At 53.3% G+C, this 22,932-nt stretch carries 20 protein-coding genes; 9 read left to right on the forward strand and 11 right to left on the reverse strand.

Going from position 1 to position 22,932, the window contains the following annotated elements; translation table 11 throughout:
- Positions 1–139 precede the first annotated feature (139 nt).
- From FDX22_RS24825 to FDX22_RS24870, 9 genes are all read right to left on the reverse strand, one after another.
- On the reverse strand, positions 140–919 hold the full coding sequence (locus FDX22_RS24825; protein WP_146717935.1) for a carbonic anhydrase: 780 nt from the start codon (positions 917–919) through the stop codon (positions 140–142).
- A 446-nt stretch (positions 920–1,365) separates the two neighbouring features.
- Positions 1,366–2,247, reverse strand: coding sequence for a 50S ribosomal protein L11 methyltransferase (prmA, locus tag FDX22_RS24835; protein WP_096755458.1), 882 nt, complete (start codon positions 2,245–2,247; stop codon positions 1,366–1,368).
- 11 nt (positions 2,248–2,258) lie between these two features.
- Positions 2,259–3,710 carry a sodium/pantothenate symporter gene (panF, locus tag FDX22_RS24840; RefSeq protein ID WP_096755459.1) on the reverse strand — a complete coding sequence of 484 codons (1,452 nt, stop codon included), beginning with the start codon at positions 3,708–3,710 and terminating at the stop codon, positions 2,259–2,261.
- Positions 3,700–3,942, reverse strand: a complete 243-nt coding sequence (locus FDX22_RS24845; protein ID WP_096755460.1) for a YhdT family protein — start codon at positions 3,940–3,942, stop codon at positions 3,700–3,702. Before FDX22_RS24845 ends, panF begins: the two co-directional genes overlap by 11 nt.
- 107 nt (positions 3,943–4,049) lie before the next feature.
- Entirely contained in the window at positions 4,050–5,399 is a 1,350-nt protein-coding gene (gene accC, locus FDX22_RS24850) for an acetyl-CoA carboxylase biotin carboxylase subunit (RefSeq protein ID WP_096755461.1), read from the reverse strand.
- A 10-nt stretch (positions 5,400–5,409) separates the two neighbouring features.
- A complete protein-coding gene (gene accB / locus FDX22_RS24855) occupies positions 5,410–5,880 on the reverse strand; it encodes an acetyl-CoA carboxylase biotin carboxyl carrier protein (RefSeq protein ID WP_096755462.1) in 471 nt (156 codons plus the stop codon).
- Positions 5,881–6,272: 392 nt separating this feature from the next.
- Positions 6,273–6,872 (reverse strand): protein-methionine-sulfoxide reductase heme-binding subunit MsrQ, encoded by a 600-nt coding sequence (gene msrQ / locus FDX22_RS24860; protein WP_117342756.1) that lies wholly within the window; start codon positions 6,870–6,872, stop codon positions 6,273–6,275.
- On the reverse strand, positions 6,873–7,874 hold the full coding sequence (gene msrP, locus FDX22_RS24865) for a protein-methionine-sulfoxide reductase catalytic subunit MsrP (RefSeq protein ID WP_117342755.1): 1,002 nt from the start codon (positions 7,872–7,874) through the stop codon (positions 6,873–6,875). It abuts the gene before it with no gap.
- Positions 7,875–7,951: 77 nt separating this feature from the next.
- Positions 7,952–8,926: an MDR family oxidoreductase gene (locus FDX22_RS24870; protein ID WP_117342754.1), complete on the reverse strand. Its 975-nt coding sequence runs from the start codon at positions 8,924–8,926 to the stop codon at positions 7,952–7,954.
- Between the two features lie 225 nt (positions 8,927–9,151).
- Between FDX22_RS24870 and csrD the strand changes: the two genes are divergently transcribed.
- Positions 9,152–11,092: an RNase E specificity factor CsrD gene (gene csrD, locus FDX22_RS24875; RefSeq protein ID WP_115257356.1), complete on the forward strand. Its 1,941-nt coding sequence runs from the start codon at positions 9,152–9,154 to the stop codon at positions 11,090–11,092.
- An 8-nt stretch (positions 11,093–11,100) separates the two neighbouring features.
- Here the strand turns inward: csrD and FDX22_RS30290 are convergent, their stop codons facing one another.
- Complete coding sequence (locus FDX22_RS30290) at positions 11,101–11,430, reverse strand: hypothetical protein (protein WP_186805474.1); 330 nt, start codon at positions 11,428–11,430, stop codon at positions 11,101–11,103.
- On the opposite strand from FDX22_RS30290, the gene mreB reads away from it, so the two are divergent.
- The 7 genes from mreB (at position 11,399) to tldD (ending at position 21,518) form a co-directional block, all read left to right on the forward strand.
- Positions 11,399–12,442, forward strand: a complete 1,044-nt coding sequence (gene mreB / locus FDX22_RS24880) for a rod shape-determining protein MreB (protein WP_146717936.1) — start codon at positions 11,399–11,401, stop codon at positions 12,440–12,442. The two genes, FDX22_RS30290 and mreB, sit on opposite strands and share 32 nt — an antisense overlap.
- Before the next feature lie 64 nt (positions 12,443–12,506).
- The gene (gene mreC, locus FDX22_RS24885) at positions 12,507–13,529 is read left to right on the forward strand and encodes a rod shape-determining protein MreC (protein WP_096755467.1); all 1,023 of its coding nucleotides are present in this window, start codon (positions 12,507–12,509) and stop codon (positions 13,527–13,529) included.
- Positions 13,530–14,018, forward strand: coding sequence for a rod shape-determining protein MreD (gene mreD / locus FDX22_RS24890; protein ID WP_103928680.1), 489 nt, complete (start codon positions 13,530–13,532; stop codon positions 14,016–14,018). It begins immediately after the preceding gene.
- Positions 14,019–14,025: 7 nt separating this feature from the next.
- Positions 14,026–14,619: a nucleoside triphosphate pyrophosphatase gene (locus FDX22_RS24895; protein ID WP_115257357.1), complete on the forward strand. Its 594-nt coding sequence runs from the start codon at positions 14,026–14,028 to the stop codon at positions 14,617–14,619.
- Positions 14,609–16,078 (forward strand): ribonuclease G, encoded by a 1,470-nt coding sequence (gene rng, locus FDX22_RS24900; RefSeq protein WP_096755470.1) that lies wholly within the window; start codon positions 14,609–14,611, stop codon positions 16,076–16,078. Before FDX22_RS24895 ends, rng begins: the two co-directional genes overlap by 11 nt.
- A 105-nt stretch (positions 16,079–16,183) precedes the next feature.
- The gene (yhdP, locus tag FDX22_RS24905; RefSeq protein WP_146717937.1) at positions 16,184–19,984 is read left to right on the forward strand and encodes an AsmA2 domain-containing protein YhdP; all 3,801 of its coding nucleotides are present in this window, start codon (positions 16,184–16,186) and stop codon (positions 19,982–19,984) included.
- A gap of 88 nt (positions 19,985–20,072) precedes the next feature.
- A complete protein-coding gene (gene tldD / locus FDX22_RS24910) occupies positions 20,073–21,518 on the forward strand; it encodes a metalloprotease TldD (protein ID WP_146718004.1) in 1,446 nt (481 codons plus the stop codon).
- A 93-nt stretch (positions 21,519–21,611) separates the two neighbouring features.
- On the opposite strand, the gene aaeR is transcribed toward tldD, so the two are convergent.
- The gene (gene aaeR / locus FDX22_RS24915) at positions 21,612–22,541 is read right to left on the reverse strand and encodes an HTH-type transcriptional activator AaeR (RefSeq protein ID WP_117342751.1); all 930 of its coding nucleotides are present in this window, start codon (positions 22,539–22,541) and stop codon (positions 21,612–21,614) included.
- 184 nt (positions 22,542–22,725) lie between these two features.
- Between aaeR and aaeX the strand changes: the two genes are divergently transcribed.
- Positions 22,726–22,929 (forward strand): p-hydroxybenzoic acid efflux pump operon protein AaeX, encoded by a 204-nt coding sequence (gene aaeX, locus FDX22_RS24920; RefSeq protein WP_003025177.1) that lies wholly within the window; start codon positions 22,726–22,728, stop codon positions 22,927–22,929.
- Positions 22,930–22,932 lie beyond the last annotated feature (3 nt).

The raw sequence follows: 22,932 nt of genomic DNA on the forward strand, positions 1-22,932 counted from the left end.
ATAAAAATGTGTCTGTTTTATATACGCATATAATTTTGCGTAACTTCTAATTTTTTCTTCATCGCCTGGAGATACTGGCAAGATAATCTGCTGAATTAATCAGCAAATTATCGGGACATTGTGTGATCGTCACCTCATTTTAGTACAGGATCTCGGTGTTGCCTGATTGGCTGTCCTCAACCTCGCGACCATTCAGTGGTTGCAGTGGACGGTTGTTCATATGTCCTACGATGTACCTGAAATTTTCAAGCTGTTCGGTTGAGAGGGACATTGGCGTTTTCAGGACAATCCAGGTAACGTTTTCACTACATGGCGGAATCGTCAATGAGCCGCTGTAGCGCCAGTAGACTTTATTGTCGGGCAAAAGTTGGTTGATGTTGACCGGTGAGAAGATGGGCATGTTGCTACCTTCCATGGTTGGAAAGGATTCCCACAAGTTTTTAATGGCTTGATTCGGTTCGTCAACATCAAACATGACAGCCACAATAACGGTATCACCTTGCTGATTTTTGTGGAGCAGCTGGAGCTCCATCGCGTAGTGTTTCCCCTCGATGGTGTGTTCACTCGGTGCGTGAAAATCCAATTGCTTTAAATAGTAAAGCTGATTGTCGATGTTGAGGGTATCAGGGGTATAGCTGTTCATCGTCGCCTGAAGCGTATGATTGATGCTCTGGAACCTTACTGGGCTATCGGTGTACTGCATGGTGAGTATAGGGAGCCCAAGTTTGCTGGTATCGGTGGGCTGAATATTGATAGGGGATTGATTTATCCCGGTCTGGCAACTTTTATACTCTTTGTTGATTTCCCCCCAATGTTCAGGGGAGGTATCTCCGATGCTATATCCCCATGACGATGCCTGCACTGAAAAGGACATGAGGCATGCCAACAGCAGCGTTGTTCTAACACGGATTAGATACATATATTCACCCAGTAAATGCCTGTGTTTAAAAACAAATAAAATCAAATGACTATGTTGAGTATTTTAGCGTTGGGGTGGGGGATTACTGGCTGGTGTATTGTCTGAAAATGGCGCAGCCAGAGAACCACGCCGTAAAGATTTTTTTTGACCGGTAATGCGGCACCACTCTTCTTTTTCGAGCACCAGATCGAGTGTAAAGAGATCGGCGTAGTCTTCGCAGACGCCTTCTGAGCTGGTTCTGAGGATTACTCCACGATCACGCGGCCATTGAGCGGTTGTTCTGGCCGGTTGTTGATGAGCGTGGCCGGTCCATCGGTATAGTGAATGGTTAGTGTTTATTTGTTTTTAACTTCAATGAGTTAAACAAATATTCTAGCGCAGGGACGTTGTGCGGGATGTACAAAAAACGGGAAAGACGTGGCCTGCGAAGAGGCCACGAGGGGAGTTTATTTTTTCCTGCCAGTAATGCGGCACCACTCTTCTTTCTCGATCACCGGATCGAGCGTAAAGAGATCGGCGTAGGCTTCGCAGACGCTGTCCGCTTGGCTGGCAAGAATACCGGAAAGGCCCAGTAAGCCGCCCTCAACTGGCAACACGCTGATTAACGGTGCCAGTTCACGCAATGGGCCAGCAAGGATGTTGGCAACCACCACATCGGCTTTCATGGCTTCTGGCTGATCCTGTGGCAGGTACAGTTCCAGGCGGTCAGAAACGCCATTACGCTGTGCATTATCGCGGCTTGCCTGAATGGCTTGCGGATCGATGTCTACACCAATGGCTTTTGCTGCACCCAATTTGAGCGCTGCAATAGCCAGAATGCCGGAACCGCAACCAAAGTCGATTACCGTCTTTCCGTTCAGGTCGAGGCCATCCAGCCATTGCAGACACAAAGAGGTGGTTGGGTGAGTGCCGGTACCAAACGCCAGACCTGGGTCCAGCATCACGTTGACGGCGTTCTCATCCGGCACATCGCGCCAGCTTGGGCAAATCCACAGACGTTCGCCAAAGCGCATTGGGTGGAAGTTATCCATCCATTCACGCTCCCAGTCTTTATCTTCAAGCTGCTCAATTTTATGCACAAACCCCGCACCGAGCAGCGGATGCTGTTCCAGAAGGGCAACCACTTCTTTCATGTCGGTTTCTGCATCGAACAGACCCGTTACATCGGTGTCGCCCCAAAGGCGGGTTTCGCCCGGCAGTGGTTCAAACACCGGCGTATCATGCGTGTCCTGGAAGGTGATAGAAACGGCACCCGCTTCCATCAGCGCATCGCTCAACTCTTCTGCATTAGCACCGGTGGTGTTCAGTTTCAGTTGGATCCATGGCATGGCAAAACTCTTTATTTATCAGTAGTCAATATGGCGGCTTGCGGGGCGGCAGAACCAAAACGGTTTCCGACCAGGAAAGCCAGCAAACTTAGCAGCAACGAGGGCACAATTGGATGGAAGCCCAGGTACTGAATGTTAAAGGTAGCGAGTATGGCATACAGCACACCGCCGACAATCATGGCGCTCAGTGCGCCCGCTGCGTTCGCTCGCTCCCAGTACAGGCCCAGCACCAGCGGCCACAGGAATACCGCTTCCAGCCCGCCAAACGCCAGCAGGTTGAGCCAGATGATCATCTCTGGTGGTTTCCACGCGGCCAGCAACAACAACGCCCCCAATAACAGGGTGATCACCGCCGACATGCGCTTCAGGCGGGTTTCATTTTTCAGCTGTTCCGGGCGCAGATTCAGGTAGAGATCTTTAATGATCGTAGCGGAACTTTGCAGCAATTGGGCGTTGATCGTCGACATGATCGCCGCCATCGGTGCGGCAAGGAAGATCCCCGCAGCAATCGGTGGCAGGACTTTTACCATCAAGGTGGGGATAACCAGATCCGGTACCGTCAGGTCAGGGAGCACCGCGCGTCCCAATGCACCCGCCAGGTGCATACCAAACATCAGGATCGCCACCACAATCGTGCCGATAATCATCCCACGATGGACCGCTTTACTGTCCTTATAAGAGATACAGCGCACGGCGGTATGCGGCAGGCCAATCACGCCAAAGCACACCAGAACCCAGAACGAAGTCATAAAGGTTGGGGACAGCATGTCATCAGCGCCTTGTGGGGTCACCAATTTCGGATCGATTGTTTGCAGCGTCTCCACCGCGTTGCTGAGGCCGCCTGCTGCGTGGACCACACCCACAAGCAGGACAATGGTCCCAACTAGCATCACCATGCCCTGCATGGTGTCATTGAGCACGCTGGCACGAAATCCGCCGAATGCGGTGTATAACGCAATACTGATACCAAAGATCAGCAGACCTGTTTCGTATGGAATACCCGCCGCGGTTTCCAGCAAACGTGCGCCGCCGATGAATTGCACTGTCATCGCGCCAACGAAAGCTACCAACAGGCTGAGGCTCGCCAGCCAGACCAGCAAACGGCTCTGATAGCGGGCAAACAGCATATCGTTAAGGGTGACGGCGTTGTAGCGTCGCGCCAGAATCGCAAATTTCTTGCCAAGAATACCCAGCGACAACCAGACGGCCGGCAGTTGGATCATCGCCAACAGCACCCATCCCAGCCCGTATTTATACGCGGCCCCCGGGCCACCAATAAACGAGCTTGCGCTGATGTATGTTGCGGTCAGCGTCATGGCTAAAACGACCCCGCCCATTGAGCGGCTACCGAGGAAATATTCATTCAGGAACGTGCCGGTTGTTCTCTTTCTCATCGCGTACACAGAGAGACCAAACACCACTACCAGATAGGCGACAAGCGGCAAAATCACTTCAAGCTGCATCGTCATCCTCCAGAGGAATATCGCGATAGATAAATTTCACCATCGCCCAGCACAGAACAATGAAAACCAGCGGGGTTAGCAAGCAGGCCATTTCGAACCAGTGTGGTAAGCCAGTAAAGCCCAGCGTGGAGTCTGGTAAGTAAGCGGCTACTAACCATGTAGCAAGATAGAAAAGGGTCAGCCACAGCGCCCAGCGCGCCTCTTTATGGGCCTGAACAAAACGAGCGTCCATTTTTTGTCCCTTGTGGATAAAGAAAGCGGGGATTGTACCTTATGGGACGTGCCGGAGGGGAGAAAAACAAAAGGCCGGAGGATCCGGCCTTTGCAGTTAATGCGTACTTACTTTTCCTGAAGTCCGAGTTTCTTCTCCAGGTAGTGGATATTGGAACCTCCACGCTGGAAGTGCTCGTCATTCATGATGCGGATCTGCAGATCGACGTTGGTTTTGATCCCGTCGATGATCAGTTCCTGCAAGGCGTTTTTCATGCGGGCAATCGCCACGTCACGGTTTTCGCCATAACAAATAAGTTTGCCGATCATTGAGTCATAGTAAGGCGGTACGGTGTAACCCGCGTAAATATGAGACTCCCAGCGCACACCAAAACCACCCGGCGCGTGGAAACGCGTGATTTTACCCGGGCTTGGCAGGAAGGTGTTCGGGTCTTCGGCGTTGATACGGCATTCTACCGCATGGCCTTTAACCACAACTTCATCCTGCGTAATGGACAGCGGCTGACCCGCAGCGATACGCAGCTGCTCTTTGATCAGATCAACGCCGGTGATCATTTCGGTAACTGGATGCTCTACCTGGATACGGGTGTTCATTTCAATGAAATAGAACTCGCCGTTTTCGAACAGGAACTCGAAAGTACCCGCTCCACGGTAGCCGATATCCACACAGGCTTTGGAGCAACGTTCGCCGATGTAACGACGCAGTTCCGGGGTAATGCCCGGTGCTGGTGCTTCTTCGACCACTTTCTGGTGACGGCGCTGCATGGAGCAGTCACGTTCTGCCAGATAGATTGCGTTACCCTGACCGTCAGCCAACACCTGAATTTCGATGTGGCGTGGGTTCTCCAGGTATTTTTCCATGTAAACCATGTCATTGTTGAAAGCGGCTTTCGCTTCAGCTTTGGTCATGGAAATGGATTGAGCCAGTTCAGCATCGCCACGTACAACACGCATACCGCGACCGCCGCCACCGCCGGAGGCTTTGATGATGACCGGATAGCCGATGCGCTTGGCATGGGCGCGGTTTGCGTCCATATCGTCGCCCAGTGGGCCGTCAGAACCTGGAACGGTCGGTACACCTGCTTTCTTCATGGCAGTAATTGCAGACACTTTGTCGCCCATCAGGCGGATGGTGTCGGCTTTCGGGCCGATGAAGATAAAGCCAGAGCGTTCTACCTGCTCAGCAAAGTTGGCGTTTTCAGACAGGAAGCCGTAGCCCGGGTGAATAGCGACCGCGCCAGTGATTTCAGCGGCGCTGATGATTGCCGGGATATTCAGATAGCTTTTAACAGACGGAGCCGGGCCAATACAGACCGTTTCATCTGCCAGTAATACGTGTTTTAGATCGCGATCCGCGCTTGAGTGTACAGCGACGGTCTTGATGCCCAGTTCTTTACAGGCACGAAGAATACGCAGGGCAATCTCGCCACGGTTGGCGATAACGATTTTATCCAACATGTTCGCCTCGTTACTCGATGACGACCAGCGGCTCGTCAAATTCTACCGGTTGACCACTTTCTACCAGAATCGCTTTTACCACGCCGGATTTATCGGCTTCGATCTGGTTCATCATTTTCATGGCTTCAACGATGCAAAGGGTATCGCCCGCATTCACTTTCTGGCCCACTTCGATAAACGGTTTAGCGTCAGGGCCCGGGGTGCGGTAGAAAGTACCAACCATCGGGGAACGTACGATGTGACCACTGATTTCCGCTGCAGCAGGGGCTTCCATGCTTGGCGCTGCAGTTTGCGCGACAGCGTTATACGGAGCAGGTTGTTGCATCATTGGTGCAGCATAAGCCTGTTGCATCATCGGGAAACCTGCATTTGGCGCTGCGCGGCTGATGCGTACAGACTCTTCGCCTTCAGAAATTTCCAGTTCGGAGATGCCTGATTCTTCAACCAGCTCGATCAGTTTTTTAATCTTACGAATATCCATGAGTGGGTTCCGTACTCTTTGTTTAGTGAAATTGTGACAGGCGTTTTATCGCCGTCTGTATAGCATTTGAATAACTGTTGGTGACAAGATGTCACCCCTCTCTGGCGTTGCACTGCGTGCTGCAGCCATTAAACGAGATATCAAAACTTACCAGTCATTGTGTGGCTATCTTCTGCCATTTTCGGGTAAAAGACAAAATATACCTTCAATACCCGATTGTCACCCTTTCCGCGCTGTAAAAACGCCTCCAGGGAAAGCAAGGTCGCACATTATAACCATTTCGTAGCAATTGGCAGCTAAATACTGGTCTTATCAGGGAAGATAATCAACCGCCTGCATGTAAAGAACGTGGGTTCGTCTGTGTTTTGCAACGCACTGCACATATCCCGAAACTACCGCCACCACTGGCGGAACTTCTTATAACGGCAGGCTAAAAGCACGACGGCGAGCGCGGCATAAATGATTGGTTGCGGGGATAAAATCTTCACCGACCACAGGTAATGCACGGGGGCCAGGATCGCCACAAGATAGACGAAGTTGTGTAAAAGTTGCCAGCGTTTTCCCAGTTTCCGCTGCGCAGCCTGGGTGGAGGTGAGTGTGAGGGCAAATAACAGAGTCCAACTGATAATTCCCAGCATCAGATAAGGCCGTGTCGTTAGCTCTCGACCCAACAGACTCAGGTTGTTAATGCCCAGCTCCAGCAGCGCATAACTGGTTAAATGCAAGGTGGCCCAGGCAAAACACCAGAGTCCTAACAGGCGGCGAGTGCGTATTAAGAGTGGCTGCTTAGCGTAGCGCGCCAGCGGCGAGACCAGCAAGGTTGCCAACAAGAATTTCAGAGCCGTCCTACCGGTAAAGTGTTGAATGTCCTTGACCGGATCGGCGCTTAATTCGCCATTATTAATGGCCCAAAAGAGCCAGACAAAAGGTAAAAAGCCGGCAAGATGCAGGCAAACTTTCAGCCAGGTGATGTGTTTTGCCGTCAGACGCACTTAAAAATTCTCCCTCAAGTTAAGGCCGTGATACAGCGAAGCGACCTCATCGGCATAGCCGTTAAACAGCAGCGTAGGTTGACGCTGTACGTCGAGGATACCGCCTGCGCCAATAAAACGTTCTGTGGCTTGTGACCAGCGGGGGTGATCGACGCCGGGGTTAACATTGGCATAAAACCCATATTCATTAGGCGCCGCCATATTCCAGGTGGTCGGCGGGCGATCGCGCGTCAGCTTAATGCTGACTATCGACTTAATTCCTTTAAAACCGTATTTCCACGGTACGGTTAATCGAATAGGGGCGCCATTCTGCGGGGGAAGCGCTTTGCCATAAACGCCCACGGTGAGCAGCGTGAGCGGGTGCATGGCTTCATCAAGGCGTAAACCTTCAACGTAGGGGTATTTCAGCCCTCCGCCAATAAAGCGATCTTTCTGTCCCGGCATATCATCCGGTGCGTAGAGCGTTTCGAACGCCACATATTTCGCATTGCTGGTGGGTTCAACCAGTGCCAGCAGCTTATGTAAAGGAAAGCCAATCCACGGCACGACCATGGACCAGGCTTCTACACAGCGCATGCGATAAATGCGTTCCTCCAGCGGGAAGCGGGTGGTCAACGCATCGTGATCGAGGGTTAATGGCTTTGCCACTTCGCCACTGATTTTCAGCGTCCACGGATCGGTTTTTAAACTGCCCGCGTTGGCCGCCGGGTCTGCTTTATCGAGACCGAACTCATAGAAGTTGTTGTAGCCGGTGACTTTATCTTCCGGCGTTAACGGCAATGTATTTTGCCAGGCGGCAGGTTTCGTGAAATCAAGCGGTTTTCCGGCGGGTGCGGGCGGTCGGTCATTGCCTTTAAACCAACTTAGCAGATCGGCCTGGGCGTTGGGAGAGAGGGAAAGGGCTGTCGCACTGATGCCCAGCGCTTTCAATACCTGGCGACGTTGCAGCATAAAAACAGATTCTGCCGTTACGTCGGTTTCCGTCAGTTTTTTGGATTTCATATCATCCTCCGTCATGCGTTTTGCTAAGCATGACGGAGGCACAGGCTTATCGCGAATTTATCACGAAAAATTGCAGATTAGGCGATTTTCACCAGCGTGCGGCCCTGCACCTGATTATTAATGATGGCGTCAGCAAGCTTCGGCGCGTCGGCGAGCGTAATTTCAGTTGCAGCCTGAGCGTAGAAAGATTCCGGCAGGTCAGTGACCAGACGTTGCCAGGCCTGAGCACGACGCGCTGCTGGCGTCATAACGGAATCAACACCTTGTAGGCGCACATTGCGCAAAATGAATGGCATCACCGTGGTGGGCAGTGCAAAACCACCTGCCAGACCACAGGCAGCAACGCAGCCACCATAGTTCATCTGCGCGAGGACTTTTGCCAGTACTTTGTCGCCAACAGTATCAATGGCGCCAGCCCACAGCTGTTTTTCCAGCGGGCGAGTTTCAGCAAATTCATCACGACCGAGGATTCGGTTGGCGCCCAGACTACGCAGATAGTCGTGCGTGCTTTCGCGACCCGATACCGCTGCAACCTGATACCCCAGCTTGTGCAGTAACGCAACGGCAGTGCTACCCACGCCGCCGCTGGCACCGGTGACAACAATCTCACCGTCTTGCGGGCGAATACCGGCATCTTCAAGCGCCATCACGCACAGCATGGCGGTAAAACCGGCAGTGCCGATGATCATCGCGTTGCGGCTACTCAGTCCATTTGGTAGCGCAACCAGCCAGTCACCTTTTACACGAGCCCGTTCGGACAGTCCGCCCCAATGGTTTTCGCCCACGCCCCAACCGGTCAGCAACACCTCCTGACCAGCGTGAAAACGGGGATCTTCACTGTGGCGAACGGTACCGGCGAAATCGATACCAGGAATCATCGGAAAATTACGGATAATTTTTCCCTTGCCGGTGATGGCCAGGGCATCTTTATAGTTCAGGCTCGACCAGTGAACATCCACCGTCACATCGCCTTCCGGTAGCTGATTTTCGTCGAGGGGTTGAACGGATGCGAGGGTTTTACCGTCCTGCTGTTCTAAGATCAAAGCCTGCATAACCTGTCCTCAATTCATATAGTGGATTGGAAAATGAATGATGAAGACTATACTCGTTAATCAAAACATGATGCCGATTCTGCGCAATAAATTGCCAGATATACCTGATTTGGTAGTATGCCCACACTATTTATGTAAATTGACGGATTTCGCGTTCATTTTTGCATTTTCGTGTCGCTTTTCCATTTTCATGCCTAATTCATAACTGTCGGAGTTAACACAAGGATGCGATTAACGACGAAATTTTCAGCTTTTGTGACTTTGCTCACAGGGTTAACGATCTTCGTGACGCTGATCGGCTGCTCGCTGAGTTTCTACAATGCGATCCAATATAAGTTCACTAGTCGTGTCCAGGCCGTCGCGACGGCGATCGACACGCACCTGGTCTCTAAAGATTTTGTCACCTTAACGCCGCAAATAGACGAGCTGATGGTGTCGGTTGATATCGTTCGCGTTGAGCTGCTGCAGGGGGAAAGCAAGGTTTATAGCCATTCCCGCACCAGCAGTTATCGCCCGGCGGGAACAAACAATCTGTACCGTGAGATCACCGTCCCTTTGCTCAAGCATCCGGGGATGTCGCTGCGCCTGGTGTATCAGGATCCGATGGGCAATTATTTCCATTCGCTGATGACCACCGCACCGCTCACGTTATCGATTGGTTTTATTATCCTGATGTTATTTTTGTCGGTGCGCTGGTTACAGCGCCAGCTTTCCGGGCAGGAACTGTTGGAGATTCGTTCCACGCGGATCCTTAACGGTGAACGTGGGCCGAACGTGCGGGGAACCGTGTATGAATGGCCGGCGCGCACCAGCAGTGCGCTCGATATGCTGCTCACCGAAATTCAAAGCGCTCGCGAGCAGCGCAGCAGGCTGGATACGCTTATCCGATCGTATGTGGCGCAGGATACAAAAACCGGACTCAGCAATCGTCTGTTTTTTGACAATCAACTGGCGACGCTGCTGGAAGATCAGGAGAAAGTGGGCGCCCACGGCGTGGTAATGATGGTGCGTTTGCCGGACTTTACGCTTTTGCGCGACAGTTGGGGGGGGGATCTTGCGGAAGAACAAATCTCGGCGCTGGTCAATTTATTATCGACCTTTATTGCGCGTTATCCTGGGGCGCTGTTGGCGCGTTACCACCGTAGCGATTTTGCCATCCTGCTGCCGCACCGCACCTTGAAAGAGGCGGAAAGCATCGCTGGGCAGTTGTTAAAAGCGGTCGATGCCCTTCCGACTAATAAAAAAATTGATCGTGCCGATATGATTCATATTGGCATTTGCGTCTGTCGCAGCGGCCAGTCCGCTGAACAGGTGATGGAGCACGCTGAAGCGGCAACCCGGAACTCGGTATTACAGGGTGGAAACAGTTGGTCAGTTTATGATGACTCGCTGCCGGAAAAAGGTCGGGGTAATGTACGCTGGCGCACGCTCATTGAGCAGATGCTCAGTCGGGGCGGTCCAAGGCTCTATCAGAAACCCGCGGTCACCCATGAAGGACGAGTACACCATCGGGAATTAATGTGCCGCATTTTTGATGGCAGTGAAGAGGTTATCTCGGCGGAATATATGCCGATGGTGCTGCAATTTGGCCTGGCGGAAGAATATGACCGTTTGCAGATTAGCCGTCTGATCTTGTTATTGGGATATTGGCCGCAGGAAAGTCTGGCGATCCAGACGACGGTTGAGTCACTTATTCGACCGCGTTTTCAGCGTTGGCTGCGTGATACCTTGATGCAGTGCGAAAAATCGCTGCGAAAACGCATAATTATTGAACTTGCTGAGGCAGATGTTTGTCAACACATCAGCCGGTTACAGCCCGTTATTCGTTTGATGGATGCGCTGGGTGTTCGCATTGCCGTGACGCAGGCGGGGTTGACGCTGGTGAGTACCAGTTGGATTAAAGAACTCAATGTCGAGCTCTTGAAGCTTCATCCAAGTCTGGTGAGAAACATTGATAAACGTACGGAGAACCAGCTGTTGGTTCAGAGCCTGGTGGAGGCCTGCTCAGGCACGCCAACGCAGGTGTATGCCACTGGCGTTCGTTCGCGTAGTGAGTGGCGTACGCTGACAGAACGTGGAGTCGCGGGTGGGCAAGGGGATTTTTTTGCCGCATCACAGCCACTTGACACAAACGTGAAAAAATATTCGCAAAGATACTCGGTTTAACCTGCCGTTTAATTTGTTTTCACGTAGAATAACGCGCGTTGTGCCTTCTGGGGGTGTGCTTGTCTGCTCGCCAGAATGTAACAGCAAACATGCAGGTGAATGACCTTTGACAGGTTGCAAACAAAAGCGAGGAGTGCTGCTGATTTTTTCAGCCCTGATGGACTCAGGCCGGTTTTGTAACAAAGGAAACGAACTGCACTAATTTTCACCGTAGCAGATGATTTTTCCGCCTTGTCGCTGCTGCGTGTGGTTGGTAAAGTAAGCGGATTTTGTTTTCCGCCCCAGCTTTCAGGATTATCCCTTAGTATGTTGAAAAAATTTCGTGGCATGTTTTCCAATGACCTGTCCATTGACCTGGGTACCGCGAATACCCTTATTTATGTAAAAGGACAAGGCATCGTATTGAATGAGCCTTCTGTTGTGGCCATTCGACAGGATCGTGCCGGTTCGCCGAAAAGCGTGGCAGCAGTAGGTCATGATGCGAAGCAGATGCTGGGTCGTACGCCGGGCAACATTGCTGCAATTCGCCCAATGAAAGACGGCGTTATCGCTGACTTCTTCGTGACTGAAAAAATGCTTCAGCACTTTATCAAACAAGTGCACAGCAACAGCTTTATGCGCCCAAGCCCGCGCGTGCTGGTGTGTGTTCCGGTTGGCGCAACTCAGGTTGAACGTCGTGCCATTCGTGAGTCTGCTCAGGGTGCCGGTGCGCGTGAAGTATTCCTGATTGAAGGGCCGATGGCGGCAGCGATCGGTGCAGGTCTGCCTGTTTCCGAAGCAACCGGTTCTATGGTTGTGGATATCGGTGGTGGTACCACTGAAGTTGCCGTTATCTCCCTGAACGGCGTCGTTTACTCCTCCTCCGTACGTATCGGTGGTGACCGTTTCGATGAAGCCATCATTAATTATGTGCGTCGTAACTATGGTTCCCTGATCGGCGAAGCGACCGCTGAACGTATCAAACATGAAATCGGATCGGCTTATCCGGGCGACGAAGTGCTTGAGATCGAAGTTCGCGGCCGTAACCTGGCTGAAGGCGTTCCACGTGGCTTTACCCTGAACTCTAACGAGATTCTGGAAGCGCTGCAGGAACCGCTGACCGGTATCGTCAGCGCGGTCATGGTTGCCCTGGAACAATGTCCGCCAGAACTGGCGTCTGACATCTCCGAGCGCGGTATGGTGTTAACCGGCGGTGGTGCACTGCTGCGTAACCTTGACCGTCTGTTAATGGAAGAGACCGGTATTCCAGTCGTTGTTGCTGAAGATCCGCTGACCTGTGTGGCGCGCGGCGGCGGCAAGGCGCTGGAAATGATCGATATGCACGGCGGCGACCTGTTCAGCGAAGAGTAATCGGATACCGGCAGGGTTAACATCCGATTGCCCTGCCGAATCTGATACGAGAATACGCAAACTTATGAAGCCAATTTTTAGCCGTGGCCCGTCGCTACAGATTCGCCTTATTCTGGCGGTGCTGGTGGCGCTCGGCGTTATTATTGCCGACAGCCGCCTGGGTATGTTTAGTCAAATCCGAACATACATGGATACCGCCGTCAGTCCTTTCTACTTTATTTCTAATGGTCCCCGTGAATTACTCGATGGCGTGTCGCAAACGCTGGCCTCGCGTGACCAACTTGAACTTGAAAACCGGGCGCTGCGTCAGGAACTGCTGCTGAAAAACAGTGAACTGCTGATGCTGGGGCAATATAAACAGGAGAACGCGCGCTTGCGCGAGCTGCTGGGATCGCCGCTGCGCCAGGATGAACAAAAGATGGTGACTCAGGTCATCTCAACGGTTAATGACCCTTACAGCGATCAGGTAGTTATCGACAAGGGTAGCGTGAACGGTGTCTATGAAGGGCAGCCGGTCATCAGCGACAAAGGCGTTGTGGGCCAGGTTGTTGCCGTGGCGAAACTGACCAGTCGCGTGCTGCTGATTTGTGATGCCACCCATGCGCTGCCAATCCAGGTATTGCGTAACGATATCCGCGTGATTGCTGCCGGTAACGGTTGTACGGACGATCTGCAGCTCGAGCATCTGCCGGCTAATACCGACATTCGCGTTGGCGACGTGCTGGTAACCTCCGGTCTGGGCGGCCGCTTCCCTGAAGGCTATCCGGTTGCCGTGGTCTCTTCCGTTAAACTGGACACTCAGCGTGCTTACACCGTGATTCAGGCGCGTCCGACGGCAGGGTTACAGCGTCTGCGTTATCTGCTGCTGTTGTGGGGTGCGGATCGTAATGGTGCCAATCCGATGACGCCGGAAGAAGTGCATCGCGTAGCCAATGAGCGTCTGATGCAAATGATGCCGCAGGTTCTGCCTGCACCGGACGCGATGGGCCCGCCTGCGCCCGTTCCTGCACCAGCGACTGGCGTGACGCCAACGCCTGCAACGACAACGCCGCCAGCACCTTCTCCGCGTAAGCCGGGAGGGCAGTAAGTGGCAAGCTATCGTAGTCAGGGGCGTTGGGTTATTTGGCTCTCGTTCCTTATCGCACTTTTACTGCAAGTCATGCCCTGGCCGGACGACATTCTTGTTTACCGGCCAAACTGGGTGCTGCTCATCTTGTTGTATTGGATCCTGGCACTGCCGCATCGCGTAAATGTGGGCACAGGATTTGTGGTGGGTGCCATACTGGATCTCATTAGCGGCTCCACACTTGGCGTGCGGGCTTTGTCGATGAGTATCATTGCCTACCTGGTTGCGCTGAAATTCCAGCTATTCCGTAACCTGGCGCTCTGGCAACAGGCGCTGGTGGTTATGTTGTTATCACTGGTCGTGGACATTATTGTTTTCTGGGCCGAGTTTTTAGTGATCAACGTCTCTTTCAGACCTGAAGTGTTCTGGAGTAGTGTAGTAAATGGTGTGCTTTGGCCATGGCTATTTTTACTGATGCGTAAAGTCCGCCAGCAGTTTGCGGTGCAATAAGGTTGATATGAATACTCTGTATCTGGCTTCAGGTTCTCCACGCCGTCAGGAATTATTGACCCAACTTGGCGTCACCTTTGAACGGCTGGTTCCAGGGATTGAGGAACAGCGTCACCCGCAAGAGAGCGCGCAGCAGTATGTTGTTCGCCTGGCGCGTGAGAAGGCGCAGGCTGGTGTTGCGCTGGCTGCGCGAGATTTACCGGTGCTGGGGGCTGATACCATTGTCATCCTGAATGGCGAAGTGCTGGAAAAACCGCACGACGCCGCGCATGCGGCCGCAATGCTGCATAAGCTGTCAGGCAAAACGCATCAGGTGATGACGGCGGTGGCATTAGCCGATCGTCAGCACAGTCTGGACTGCCTGGTGGTTACGGACGTCACGTTCAGAGCACTAACAGATGAGGACATCGCGGGCTATGTTGCCAGCGGTGAACCGATGGATAAAGCAGGTGCATACGGTATTCAAGGGTTGGGTGGTTGTTTTGTCAGGAAGATAAATGGCAGCTATCACGCCGTGGTCGGCTTACCGCTGGTAGAAACGTATGAGTTGCTGAGCAATTTTAACGCACTGCGTGAAAAAAGGGATAAACATGACGGCTGAATTGTTGGTAAACGTAACGCCCTCGGAAACACGCGTGGCGTACATTGATGGCGGTATTCTGCAGGAAATTCATATTGAACGTGAGGCGCGACGCGGAATCGTAGGCAATATCTACAAAGGTCGTGTAAGTCGTGTACTTCCGGGTATGCAGGCGGCTTTTGTAGATATTGGGCTGGATAAAGCCGCTTTTCTTCACGCTTCAGACATCATGCCGCACACCGAATGCGTGGCGGGTGAAGAACAGAAGCAGTTCACCGTGCGCGACATTTCCGAACTGGTTCGTCAGGGCCAGGACCTGATGGTACAGGTGGTCAAAGATCCGCTGGGCACCAAGGGCGCTCGCCTGACGACAGACATCACGCTGCCTTCCCGTTACCTGGTCTTTATGCCTGGTGCTTCGCACGTTGGGGTTTCCCAGCGTATCGAAAGCGAAACCGAGCGTGAACGCCTGAAAAAAGTGGTGGCGGATTACTGCGATGAGCAGGGTGGATTTATTATTCGCACGGCTGCAGAAGGCGTGTGCGAGGACGATCTGGCCTCAGATGCGGCGTATCTCAAGCGTGTCTGGACCAAAGTCATGGAGCGCAAAAAGCGCCCGCAAACCCGTTACCAGATGTACGGCGAGCTGGCGCTGGCGCAGCGCGTGTTGCGTGATTTTGCTGATGCTCAGCTCGACAGGATCCGGGTGGACTCCCGTCTGACCTACGAAGCGTTACTGGAGTTTACAGCAGAATACATCCCTGAGATGACCAGCAAGCTGGAACATTACAGTGGACGACAGCCCATTTTCGATCTCTTTGATGTGGAAAATGAAATTCAGCGTGCGCTGGAACGCAAGGTTGAGCTGAAATCCGGTGGCTATTTGATTATCGATCAAACCGAAGCCATGACCACCGTGGATATCAATACCGGTGCGTTCGTTGGGCATCGTAATCTCGATGACACCATCTTTAATACCAATATTGAAGCTACGCAGGCGATTGCGCGTCAGCTGCGTCTGCGTAACCTGGGCGGCATTATCATTATCGATTTTATCGACATGAGTAATGAGGATCACCGCCGCCGGGTGCTGCACTCTCTGGAGCAGGCGCTGAGTAAAGATCGCGTTAAAACCAGCATTAACGGCTTTTCACAGCTGGGGCTGGTGGAGATGACGCGTAAGCGCACGCGTGAAAGCGTCGAGCATGTGCTATGCAACGAGTGCCCGACCTGCCACGGACGCGGTACGGTCAAAACGGTCGAAACCGTATGCTATGAAATTATGCGGGAGATCGTGCGTGTCCATCATGCTTACGACTCCGATCGTTTCCTGGTCTATGCTTCTCCGGCCGTGGCGGAAGCCCTGAAAGGTGAAGAGTCACACGCGCTGGCGGAAGTGGAAATTTTTGTCGGTAAGCAGGTTAAAGTACAAATCGAACCGCTCTATAACCAGGAGCAGTTCGACGTCGTTATGATGTAGTTAACCACCTGATGGCGATACCTTGTAGGCCGGATAAGGCGTTCACGCCGCCATCCGGCAAAACGATTTTGTGAGTCACATTTTTTGGCAGACAAGGAGAGATGCGTGAGGCGATTGCCGGGGATTTTACTGCTCACTGGAGCCGCGCTCGTCGTCATCGCAGCGCTACTGGTCAGTGGCCTGCGCCTTGCGTTGCCGCATCTCGATAGCTGGCGGCCTGCGATCCTCAGTAAAATTGAGTCGGCCACCGGTATGACCGTTTCTGCCAGCCAGCTCTCCGCCAACTGGCAGAATTTTGGCCCCACCCTTGAAGCCCGCGATATCCACACTCAGCTTAGCGACGGCGGCGAATTCTCGGTCAAACGCGTCACGCTGGCGCTGGATGTCTGGCAAAGCTTGCTGCACATGCGCTGGCAGTTTCGCGACCTCACCTTCTGGCAACTGCATTTACGCACTAATACGCCTATCCAGCGCAGCAACAATGACGATGGAGTCGAACCCGGCCGCGTTAGCGATCTGTTTTTACGCCAGTTCGATCACTTCGATCTCCGCGACAGCCAAATCAGTTTCTTGACCCTCTCTGGTCAGCGTGCAGAACTGGCGATCCCGCAGCTTACCTGGCTGAACGGAAAAAACAGACACCGCGCCGAAGGCCAGGTCAGCCTCTCCAGCCTGACCGGGCAGCACGGTATCATGCAGGTACGGATGGATCTGCGTGATGACGAAGGGCTGCTGAACAATGGCCGGGTCTGGCTACAGGCCGATGACATCGACGTCAAACCGTGGCTGGGGAAATGGATGCAGGATAACGTCGCACTGCAAACGGCACGCTTTAGCCTGGAAGGGTGGATGACGCTCAGCAAAGGCGAAATTTCCAGTGGCGATGTCTGGCTGAAGAAAGGCGGGGCAAGCTGGAAAGGTGACAACAACACGCACACGCTGTCCGTTGATAACCTGACCGCGCATATTAGCCGCGAGCAGCCCGGCTGGGTGTTCGCGATCCCGGATACGCGCATTACGATGGATAACAAGCCCTGGCCGAGTGGCGCGCTCACCCTGGCCTGGATCCCCGAGCAGGAAGTGGGGGGCGAGAATAACAAACGCAGCGATGAGCTGCGCATTCGAGCCAGTAACCTCGAGCTGGCTGGCCTGGAAGGGTTGCGCCCCATGGCGGCAAAGCTCTCTTCGGCGTTAGGTGACATCTGGCGGGCCACGCAGCCGAGCGGCAAGATAGATACGCTGGCGCTGGATATCCCGTTACAGGCGACAGAAAAAACGCGCTTCCAGTCCTCGTGGACCGATCTGGCCTGGAAGCAGTGGAAGCTGTTACCGGGCGCCGAGCATTTCTCCGGTACGCTTGCCGGTAGCGTGGAAAATGGTGCGCTCACCGTTTCGATGAAGCAGGCAAAAATGCCGTATGAAACCGTCTTCCGCGCGCCGCTGGAAATCGAAGACGGGGTGGCGACGCTAAGTTGGCTGAAGAATGACAAAGGTTTTCAGCTGGATGGGCGAAATATTGATGTTAAAGCGAAAGCCGTCCATGCGCGCGGCGGCTTTCGCTATCTGCAGCCGACAGGTGATGAGCCGTGGCTGGGCATTCTGGCGGGTATCAGCACCGACGACGGTTCTCAGGCGTGGCGTTATTTCCCGGAAAACCTGATGGGTAAAGACCTGGTCGACTACCTGAGCGGTGCAATTCAGGGTGGTGAAGCGGATAACGCCACGTTGGTGTACGGCGGCAACCCGCGCCTGTTCCCGTATCCACATAACGAAGGTCAGTTCCAGGTACTGGTGCCGCTGCGCAATGCTAAGTTTGCTTTCCAGCCTGACTGGCCAGCGCTTACCAATCTCAACATTGAGCTGAACTTCATGAATAACGGTCTGTGGATGAAGACCGACGGCGTCAATTTAGGTGGGGTGAGAGCCAGCAACCTGACAGCTGATATTCCCGACTACGCGAAAGAAAAGCTGTTGATTGATGCCGACATTAATGGTCCGGGCAAGGCAGTTGGACCGTATTTTGATGAGACGCCGTTGAAGGATTCACTGGGCGCCACGCTGGAGCAGCTCCAGATTGACGGCGATGTGAATGCTCGCTTACATCTGGATATCCCCTTTGATGGCTCGCTGGTGACGGCCAAAGGTGATGTTAACCTACGTAATAACAGCCTGTTTATTAAGCCACTCGACAGTACATTAAAGAACCTGAACGGCAAATTCAGCTTTATCAACGGCTCACTTCAAAGCGAGCCGATGACGGCCAACTGGTTTAATCAGCCGCTGAACGTCGACTTTTCCACCACCGAGGGTGCTAAAGCCTATCAGGTTGCGGTAAACCTGAACGGGGACTGGCAGCCAACCCGCATGGGTATCCTGCCAACGCAGGTGAATGAGGCCTTAGGCGGCAGCGTAGCGTGGAATGGCAAAGTGGGTATCGATCTTCCGTACCATGCCGGGGCGACCTACAGCATTGAGCTTAAAGGCGACCTGAAGAATGTAAGCAGTCACTTACCTGCGCCGCTGAATAAAGCGGCCGGCGAGTCTCTGCCATTAAACGTGAAGGCCGACGGCAACCTGCGCAGTTTCGATTTGACGGGTAACGCGGGGCCTAAAAATCACTTTAACAGCCACTGGCTGTTGAATCAGAAACTGACCCTTGATCGTGCTATCTGGGCTTCTGAAAGCCGCACTGTGCCTGACCTGCCCGAGCAGCAAGGTATTGAGCTCAATTTGCCGCCAATGGATGGTGCGCAATGGTTGGCACTGTTTAACAAAGGCGCGGCGGACAGCGTGGGCACCAATGCGGACTTCCCGCAGCGTATAACGGTGCGCACGCCGTCGCTATCGTTGGGCGGTCAGCAGTGGAATAATCTCAGTATTGTATCTGAGCCTTCACTGAATGGCAGTAAAGTGCAGGCGCAGGGGCGTGAGATCAACGCGACGTTGGCGATGCGCAATAACGCACCGTGGCTGGCAAACGTGAAGTATCTCTATTACAACCCGAGCGCCGCGAAACCCGCACCGAACGCCACTCCGGCCTCACCGTTTTCCACGATCAATAACGTCAGCTTCCGTGGCTGGCCGGACGTTCAACTGCGCTGCGAAGAGTGCTGGATGTGGGGGCAGAAATACGGGCGCATTGATGCTGACGTCGCGATTAAGGGTGATACGTTGACCCTGGATAACGGACTGCTGGATACGGGCTTTGCCAGACTGACCCTCGACGGTGAATGGGTTAACGCGCCGGGTAATGTGCGTACGTCGCTTAAAGGAAAACTGAACGGTAATAAAATTGATTCAGCGGCCGGTTTCTTTGGTGTATCGACCCCGATCCGCAACTCCTCATTCAACGTCGAGTACGATTTGCACTGGCGTAACCCGCCCTGGGATCCGGATGAAGCGTCGCTGAATGGTATTTTGCGGACCCGTCTGGGCAAAGGTGAGATTACTGAACTCAGCACCGGGCATGCGGGGCAGTTGCTGCGCCTACTGAGCTTTGATGCGTTGCTGCGTAAACTGCGTTTCGATTTTAGCGATACGTTTAACGAAGGCTTTTATTTTGACTCCATTCGCAGTACGGCGTGGATAAAAGATGGCGTGATGCATACCGACGATACGCTGGTGGATGGTCTGGAAGCCGATATCGCCATGAAAGGCTCGGTCAATCTGGTGCGCCGTGAGCTGAATATGGAAGCCGTGGTCGCGCCGGAAATTTCTGCCACCGTGGGGGTTGCCGCCGCATTTGCCGTTAACCCGATTGTCGGCGCGGCGGTGTTTGCCGCCAGTAAAGTTCTGGGGCCGCTGTGGAGCAAAGTCTCGATTCTGCGCTATCGCATTACTGGTCCGGTCGATAAACCGCAGATTAACGAAGTTCTGCGCCAGCCGCGTAAAGAAAGCCAGCAATGATTTGACGGGGGCGAGTAATTGCCCCAATCTCAGTAAATATGATCTTCTTACCGCTGTTTTACGGCGGCAACTAATGAGTAGCAAAACGATGAGTCTGAACCTGGTAAGTGAACAATTGCTAGCGGCGAATGGCCTGAAACATCAGGACCTGTTTGCCATTCTGGGCCAACTGGCCGAACGCCGTCTTGATTACGGCGATCTCTATTTTCAGTCGAGCTATCACGAATCCTGGATTTTAGAAGACCGCATCATTAAAGATGGTTCTTACAATATCGATCAGGGCGTTGGTGTGCGTGCCATCAGCGGCGAAAAAACCGGGTTTGCCTATGCGGACCAGATAAGTCTGCTGGCGCTGGAGCAAAGTGCTCTTGCTGCCCGTACTATTGTGCGCGACAACGGTGATGGCAAAGTGAAAACGCTGGGTGCAGTAGAGCATCAGGCGCTTTATACCTCACTTGATCCGTTGCAGAGCATGAGCCGTGAAGAGAAGCTGGATATTCTGCGTCGCGTTGATAAGGTCGCGCGTGCCGCCGACAAACGTGTGCAGGAAGTGACCGCTAGCTTGACCGGCGTTTATGAGCTGATTCTGGTTGCGGCGACTGACGGTACGTTGGCGGCTGATGTTCGTCCTCTGGTGCGCCTGTCCGTTAGCGTGCAGGTTGAAGATGACGGTAAGCGTGAACGTGGCGCTAGCGGCGGTGGTGGTCGTTTTGGCTATGACTATTTCCTCGCCTCCCTTGACGGCGAAGTCCGTGCCGATGCATGGGCGAAAGAAGCCGTGCGCATGGCGCTGGTGAATCTCTCCGCGGTAGCCGCGCCAGCAGGCGCACTGCCGGTCGTGCTGGGTGCAGGCTGGCCGGGCGTGCTGCTGCACGAAGCGGTCGGTCATGGCCTTGAAGGTGACTTCAATCGTCGTGGGACATCAGTCTTTAGCGGCCACATGGGTGAGCTGGTGGCATCTGAGCTGTGCACCATCGTGGATGATGGCACGATGGCGGATCGCCGTGGTTCAGTGGCTATTGATGATGAAGGTACGCCTGGCCAGTACAATGTCCTGATTGAAAACGGTATTCTGAAAGGCTATATGCAGGACAAGCTGAACGCGCGTCTGATGGGTGTAGCGCCGACCGGCAACGGACGTCGTGAATCTTACGCACATTTGCCAATGCCGCGCATGACCAATACCTATATGCTGCCGGGTAAATCTACGCCGCAGGAAATTATTGAGTCCGTTGAATACGGTATTTATGCTCCGAACTTCGGCGGCGGTCAGGTGGACATCACGTCCGGGAAGTTTGTGTTCTCAACGTCTGAAGCGTATCTGATTGAAAACGGTAAAGTGACCAAGCCGGTGAAAGGTGCGACGTTGATCGGCTCCGGCATTGAAGCGATGCAGCAGGTTTCGATGGTGGGTAATGACCTGAAACTGGATAACGGCGTCGGCGTTTGCGGTAAAGAAGGGCAGAGTCTGCCAGTGGGCGTGGGTCAGCCGACGTTGAAGGTAGATAGCCTTACCGTAGGCGGTACCGCGTAACTGTACATGCCGGATGGCAACGCTTCGCGTTTTATCCGGCCTACATATCTGCACCGACCGTAGGCCCGGTTAGCGAAGCGCCACCGGGCATTTTTATTTATCTTTACCCCTGCCGTACATCCCCTGAAACAACTGCGCCACATCGACAAAATAATCTGTGAGAGAGTTAATCACGACCTGCACCTTGAGCGGCAGCTTGTCTTTTTCCGTATATAGCGCGTAAACCGGACGCGGATCTGACTGGTAGCGGGGCAGCAGGATCTCCAATTCACCACGATTGATCTCATTGATCACCCACATCAGTGGGACATAGGCAATCCCCGCGCCTGCGGCCAGCCAACGCACCAGCGTCATGGGATCGTTAGTTACGAAGCGTCCCTGCGGGATCAGTCGGGTTGAAATCCCTTCCGGGGCAATAAGCTCAAATTCATTATCTGGACGCACGCTGTATTCCAGCCACGAATGGTTGCTGAGATCGGCGGGCTTTTCCGGGATGCCAAACTGGGCGAGATAGCTTTTAGCGGCACAGACCACCATTGGCATCGTCCCCAGACGACGTGAAAAAAGACTGGAGTCCTGGAGAGCGCCCACACGGATAACCACGTCCAGACCGTCAGCAATTAAGTCCGGGGCCGGGATGCCGGTGACCAGATTGACCGCCAGTCCAGGGTACTCTTTCAGCATTTTCGCGGTCAGTCCGGCGAGGACATTTTGTGCCATGGTTGAAGAACAGCCGATCCGCAGTGTACCGATCGGCGTGTTGTTAAACGCATAGAGCTGCTCATGAACGTCCTGCACTTCGTGCAGCATGCGACGGCAGCCCTGATAATAAATTTTTCCGGCCTCGGTCAACCCAATGCTGCGTGTACTGCGGTTTAGCAGCTTAACCTGCAGTTCATCTTCCAGTTTTGATACCGTCTGGCTTATTGATGAAACGCTCATTTGCAGTTGTCTGGCAGCGGCGGTGAAGGAGCCAAACTCGACGACTTTGGCGAACACCGACATACGTTTTAATCGTTCCATTGTTCACTCTGGCTTAAAAGTGATTTAGATCACATAATATAGATAACAGCATAACAGTTACGTTAATATATTATTATTCAAATAACAGCTATGTCGCTCTCGCCTGGCTCATCCTTGCCCTTCTCTGCGGTGACATACGCTCAATAAACGATCGCCTGCACTCTCTTAAGCTACCAAGGTCAACATGAGTCTGTTTCCCGTTATCGTGGTGTTTGGTCTTTCCTTCCCACCGATTTTTTTCGAGTTACTTTTGTCACTGGCGATTTTCTGGCTGGTGCGCCGGGTGCTGGTTCCAACTGGCATCTATGATTTTGTCTGGCATCCGGCCCTGTTTAACACCGCGCTGTATTGCTGTCTGTTCTATCTAATAACGCGCCTGTTCGTTTGAGGT

Origin of the sequence: Citrobacter sp. TBCS-14 (genome assembly GCF_005280805.1) — a bacterium.
Lineage (GTDB): Bacteria > Pseudomonadota > Gammaproteobacteria > Enterobacterales > Enterobacteriaceae > Citrobacter > Citrobacter gillenii.

Excerpts from the sequence above, each read along its gene's own strand:
- FDX22_RS24870 (WP_117342754.1), bottom strand. The coding sequence starts at position 8,926 with ATGCAGGCTTTGATCTTAGAACAGCAGGACGGTAAAACCCTCGCATCC.
- mreC (WP_096755467.1), top strand. The coding sequence starts at position 12,507 with ATGAAGCCAATTTTTAGCCGTGGCCCGTCGCTACAGATTCGCCTTATT.
- aaeX (WP_003025177.1), top strand. The coding sequence starts at position 22,726 with ATGAGTCTGTTTCCCGTTATCGTGGTGTTTGGTCTTTCCTTCCCACCG.
- msrP (WP_117342755.1), bottom strand. The coding sequence starts at position 7,874 with ATGAAATCCAAAAAACTGACGGAAACCGACGTAACGGCAGAATCTGTT.
- csrD (WP_115257356.1), top strand. The coding sequence starts at position 9,152 with ATGCGATTAACGACGAAATTTTCAGCTTTTGTGACTTTGCTCACAGGG.
- accB (WP_096755462.1), bottom strand. The coding sequence starts at position 5,880 with ATGGATATTCGTAAGATTAAAAAACTGATCGAGCTGGTTGAAGAATCA.
- panF (WP_096755459.1), bottom strand. The coding sequence starts at position 3,710 with ATGCAGCTTGAAGTGATTTTGCCGCTTGTCGCCTATCTGGTAGTGGTG.
- prmA (WP_096755458.1), bottom strand. The coding sequence starts at position 2,247 with ATGCCATGGATCCAACTGAAACTGAACACCACCGGTGCTAATGCAGAA.
- FDX22_RS24845 (WP_096755460.1), bottom strand. The coding sequence starts at position 3,942 with ATGGACGCTCGTTTTGTTCAGGCCCATAAAGAGGCGCGCTGGGCGCTG.
- rng (WP_096755470.1), top strand. The coding sequence starts at position 14,609 with ATGACGGCTGAATTGTTGGTAAACGTAACGCCCTCGGAAACACGCGTG.
- accC (WP_096755461.1), bottom strand. The coding sequence starts at position 5,399 with ATGTTGGATAAAATCGTTATCGCCAACCGTGGCGAGATTGCCCTGCGT.
- mreB (WP_146717936.1), top strand. The coding sequence starts at position 11,399 with ATGTTGAAAAAATTTCGTGGCATGTTTTCCAATGACCTGTCCATTGAC.
- FDX22_RS24825 (WP_146717935.1), bottom strand. The coding sequence starts at position 919 with ATGTATCTAATCCGTGTTAGAACAACGCTGCTGTTGGCATGCCTCATG.
- FDX22_RS24895 (WP_115257357.1), top strand. The coding sequence starts at position 14,026 with ATGAATACTCTGTATCTGGCTTCAGGTTCTCCACGCCGTCAGGAATTA.
- aaeR (WP_117342751.1), bottom strand. The coding sequence starts at position 22,541 with ATGGAACGATTAAAACGTATGTCGGTGTTCGCCAAAGTCGTCGAGTTT.
- tldD (WP_146718004.1), top strand. The coding sequence starts at position 20,073 with ATGAGTCTGAACCTGGTAAGTGAACAATTGCTAGCGGCGAATGGCCTG.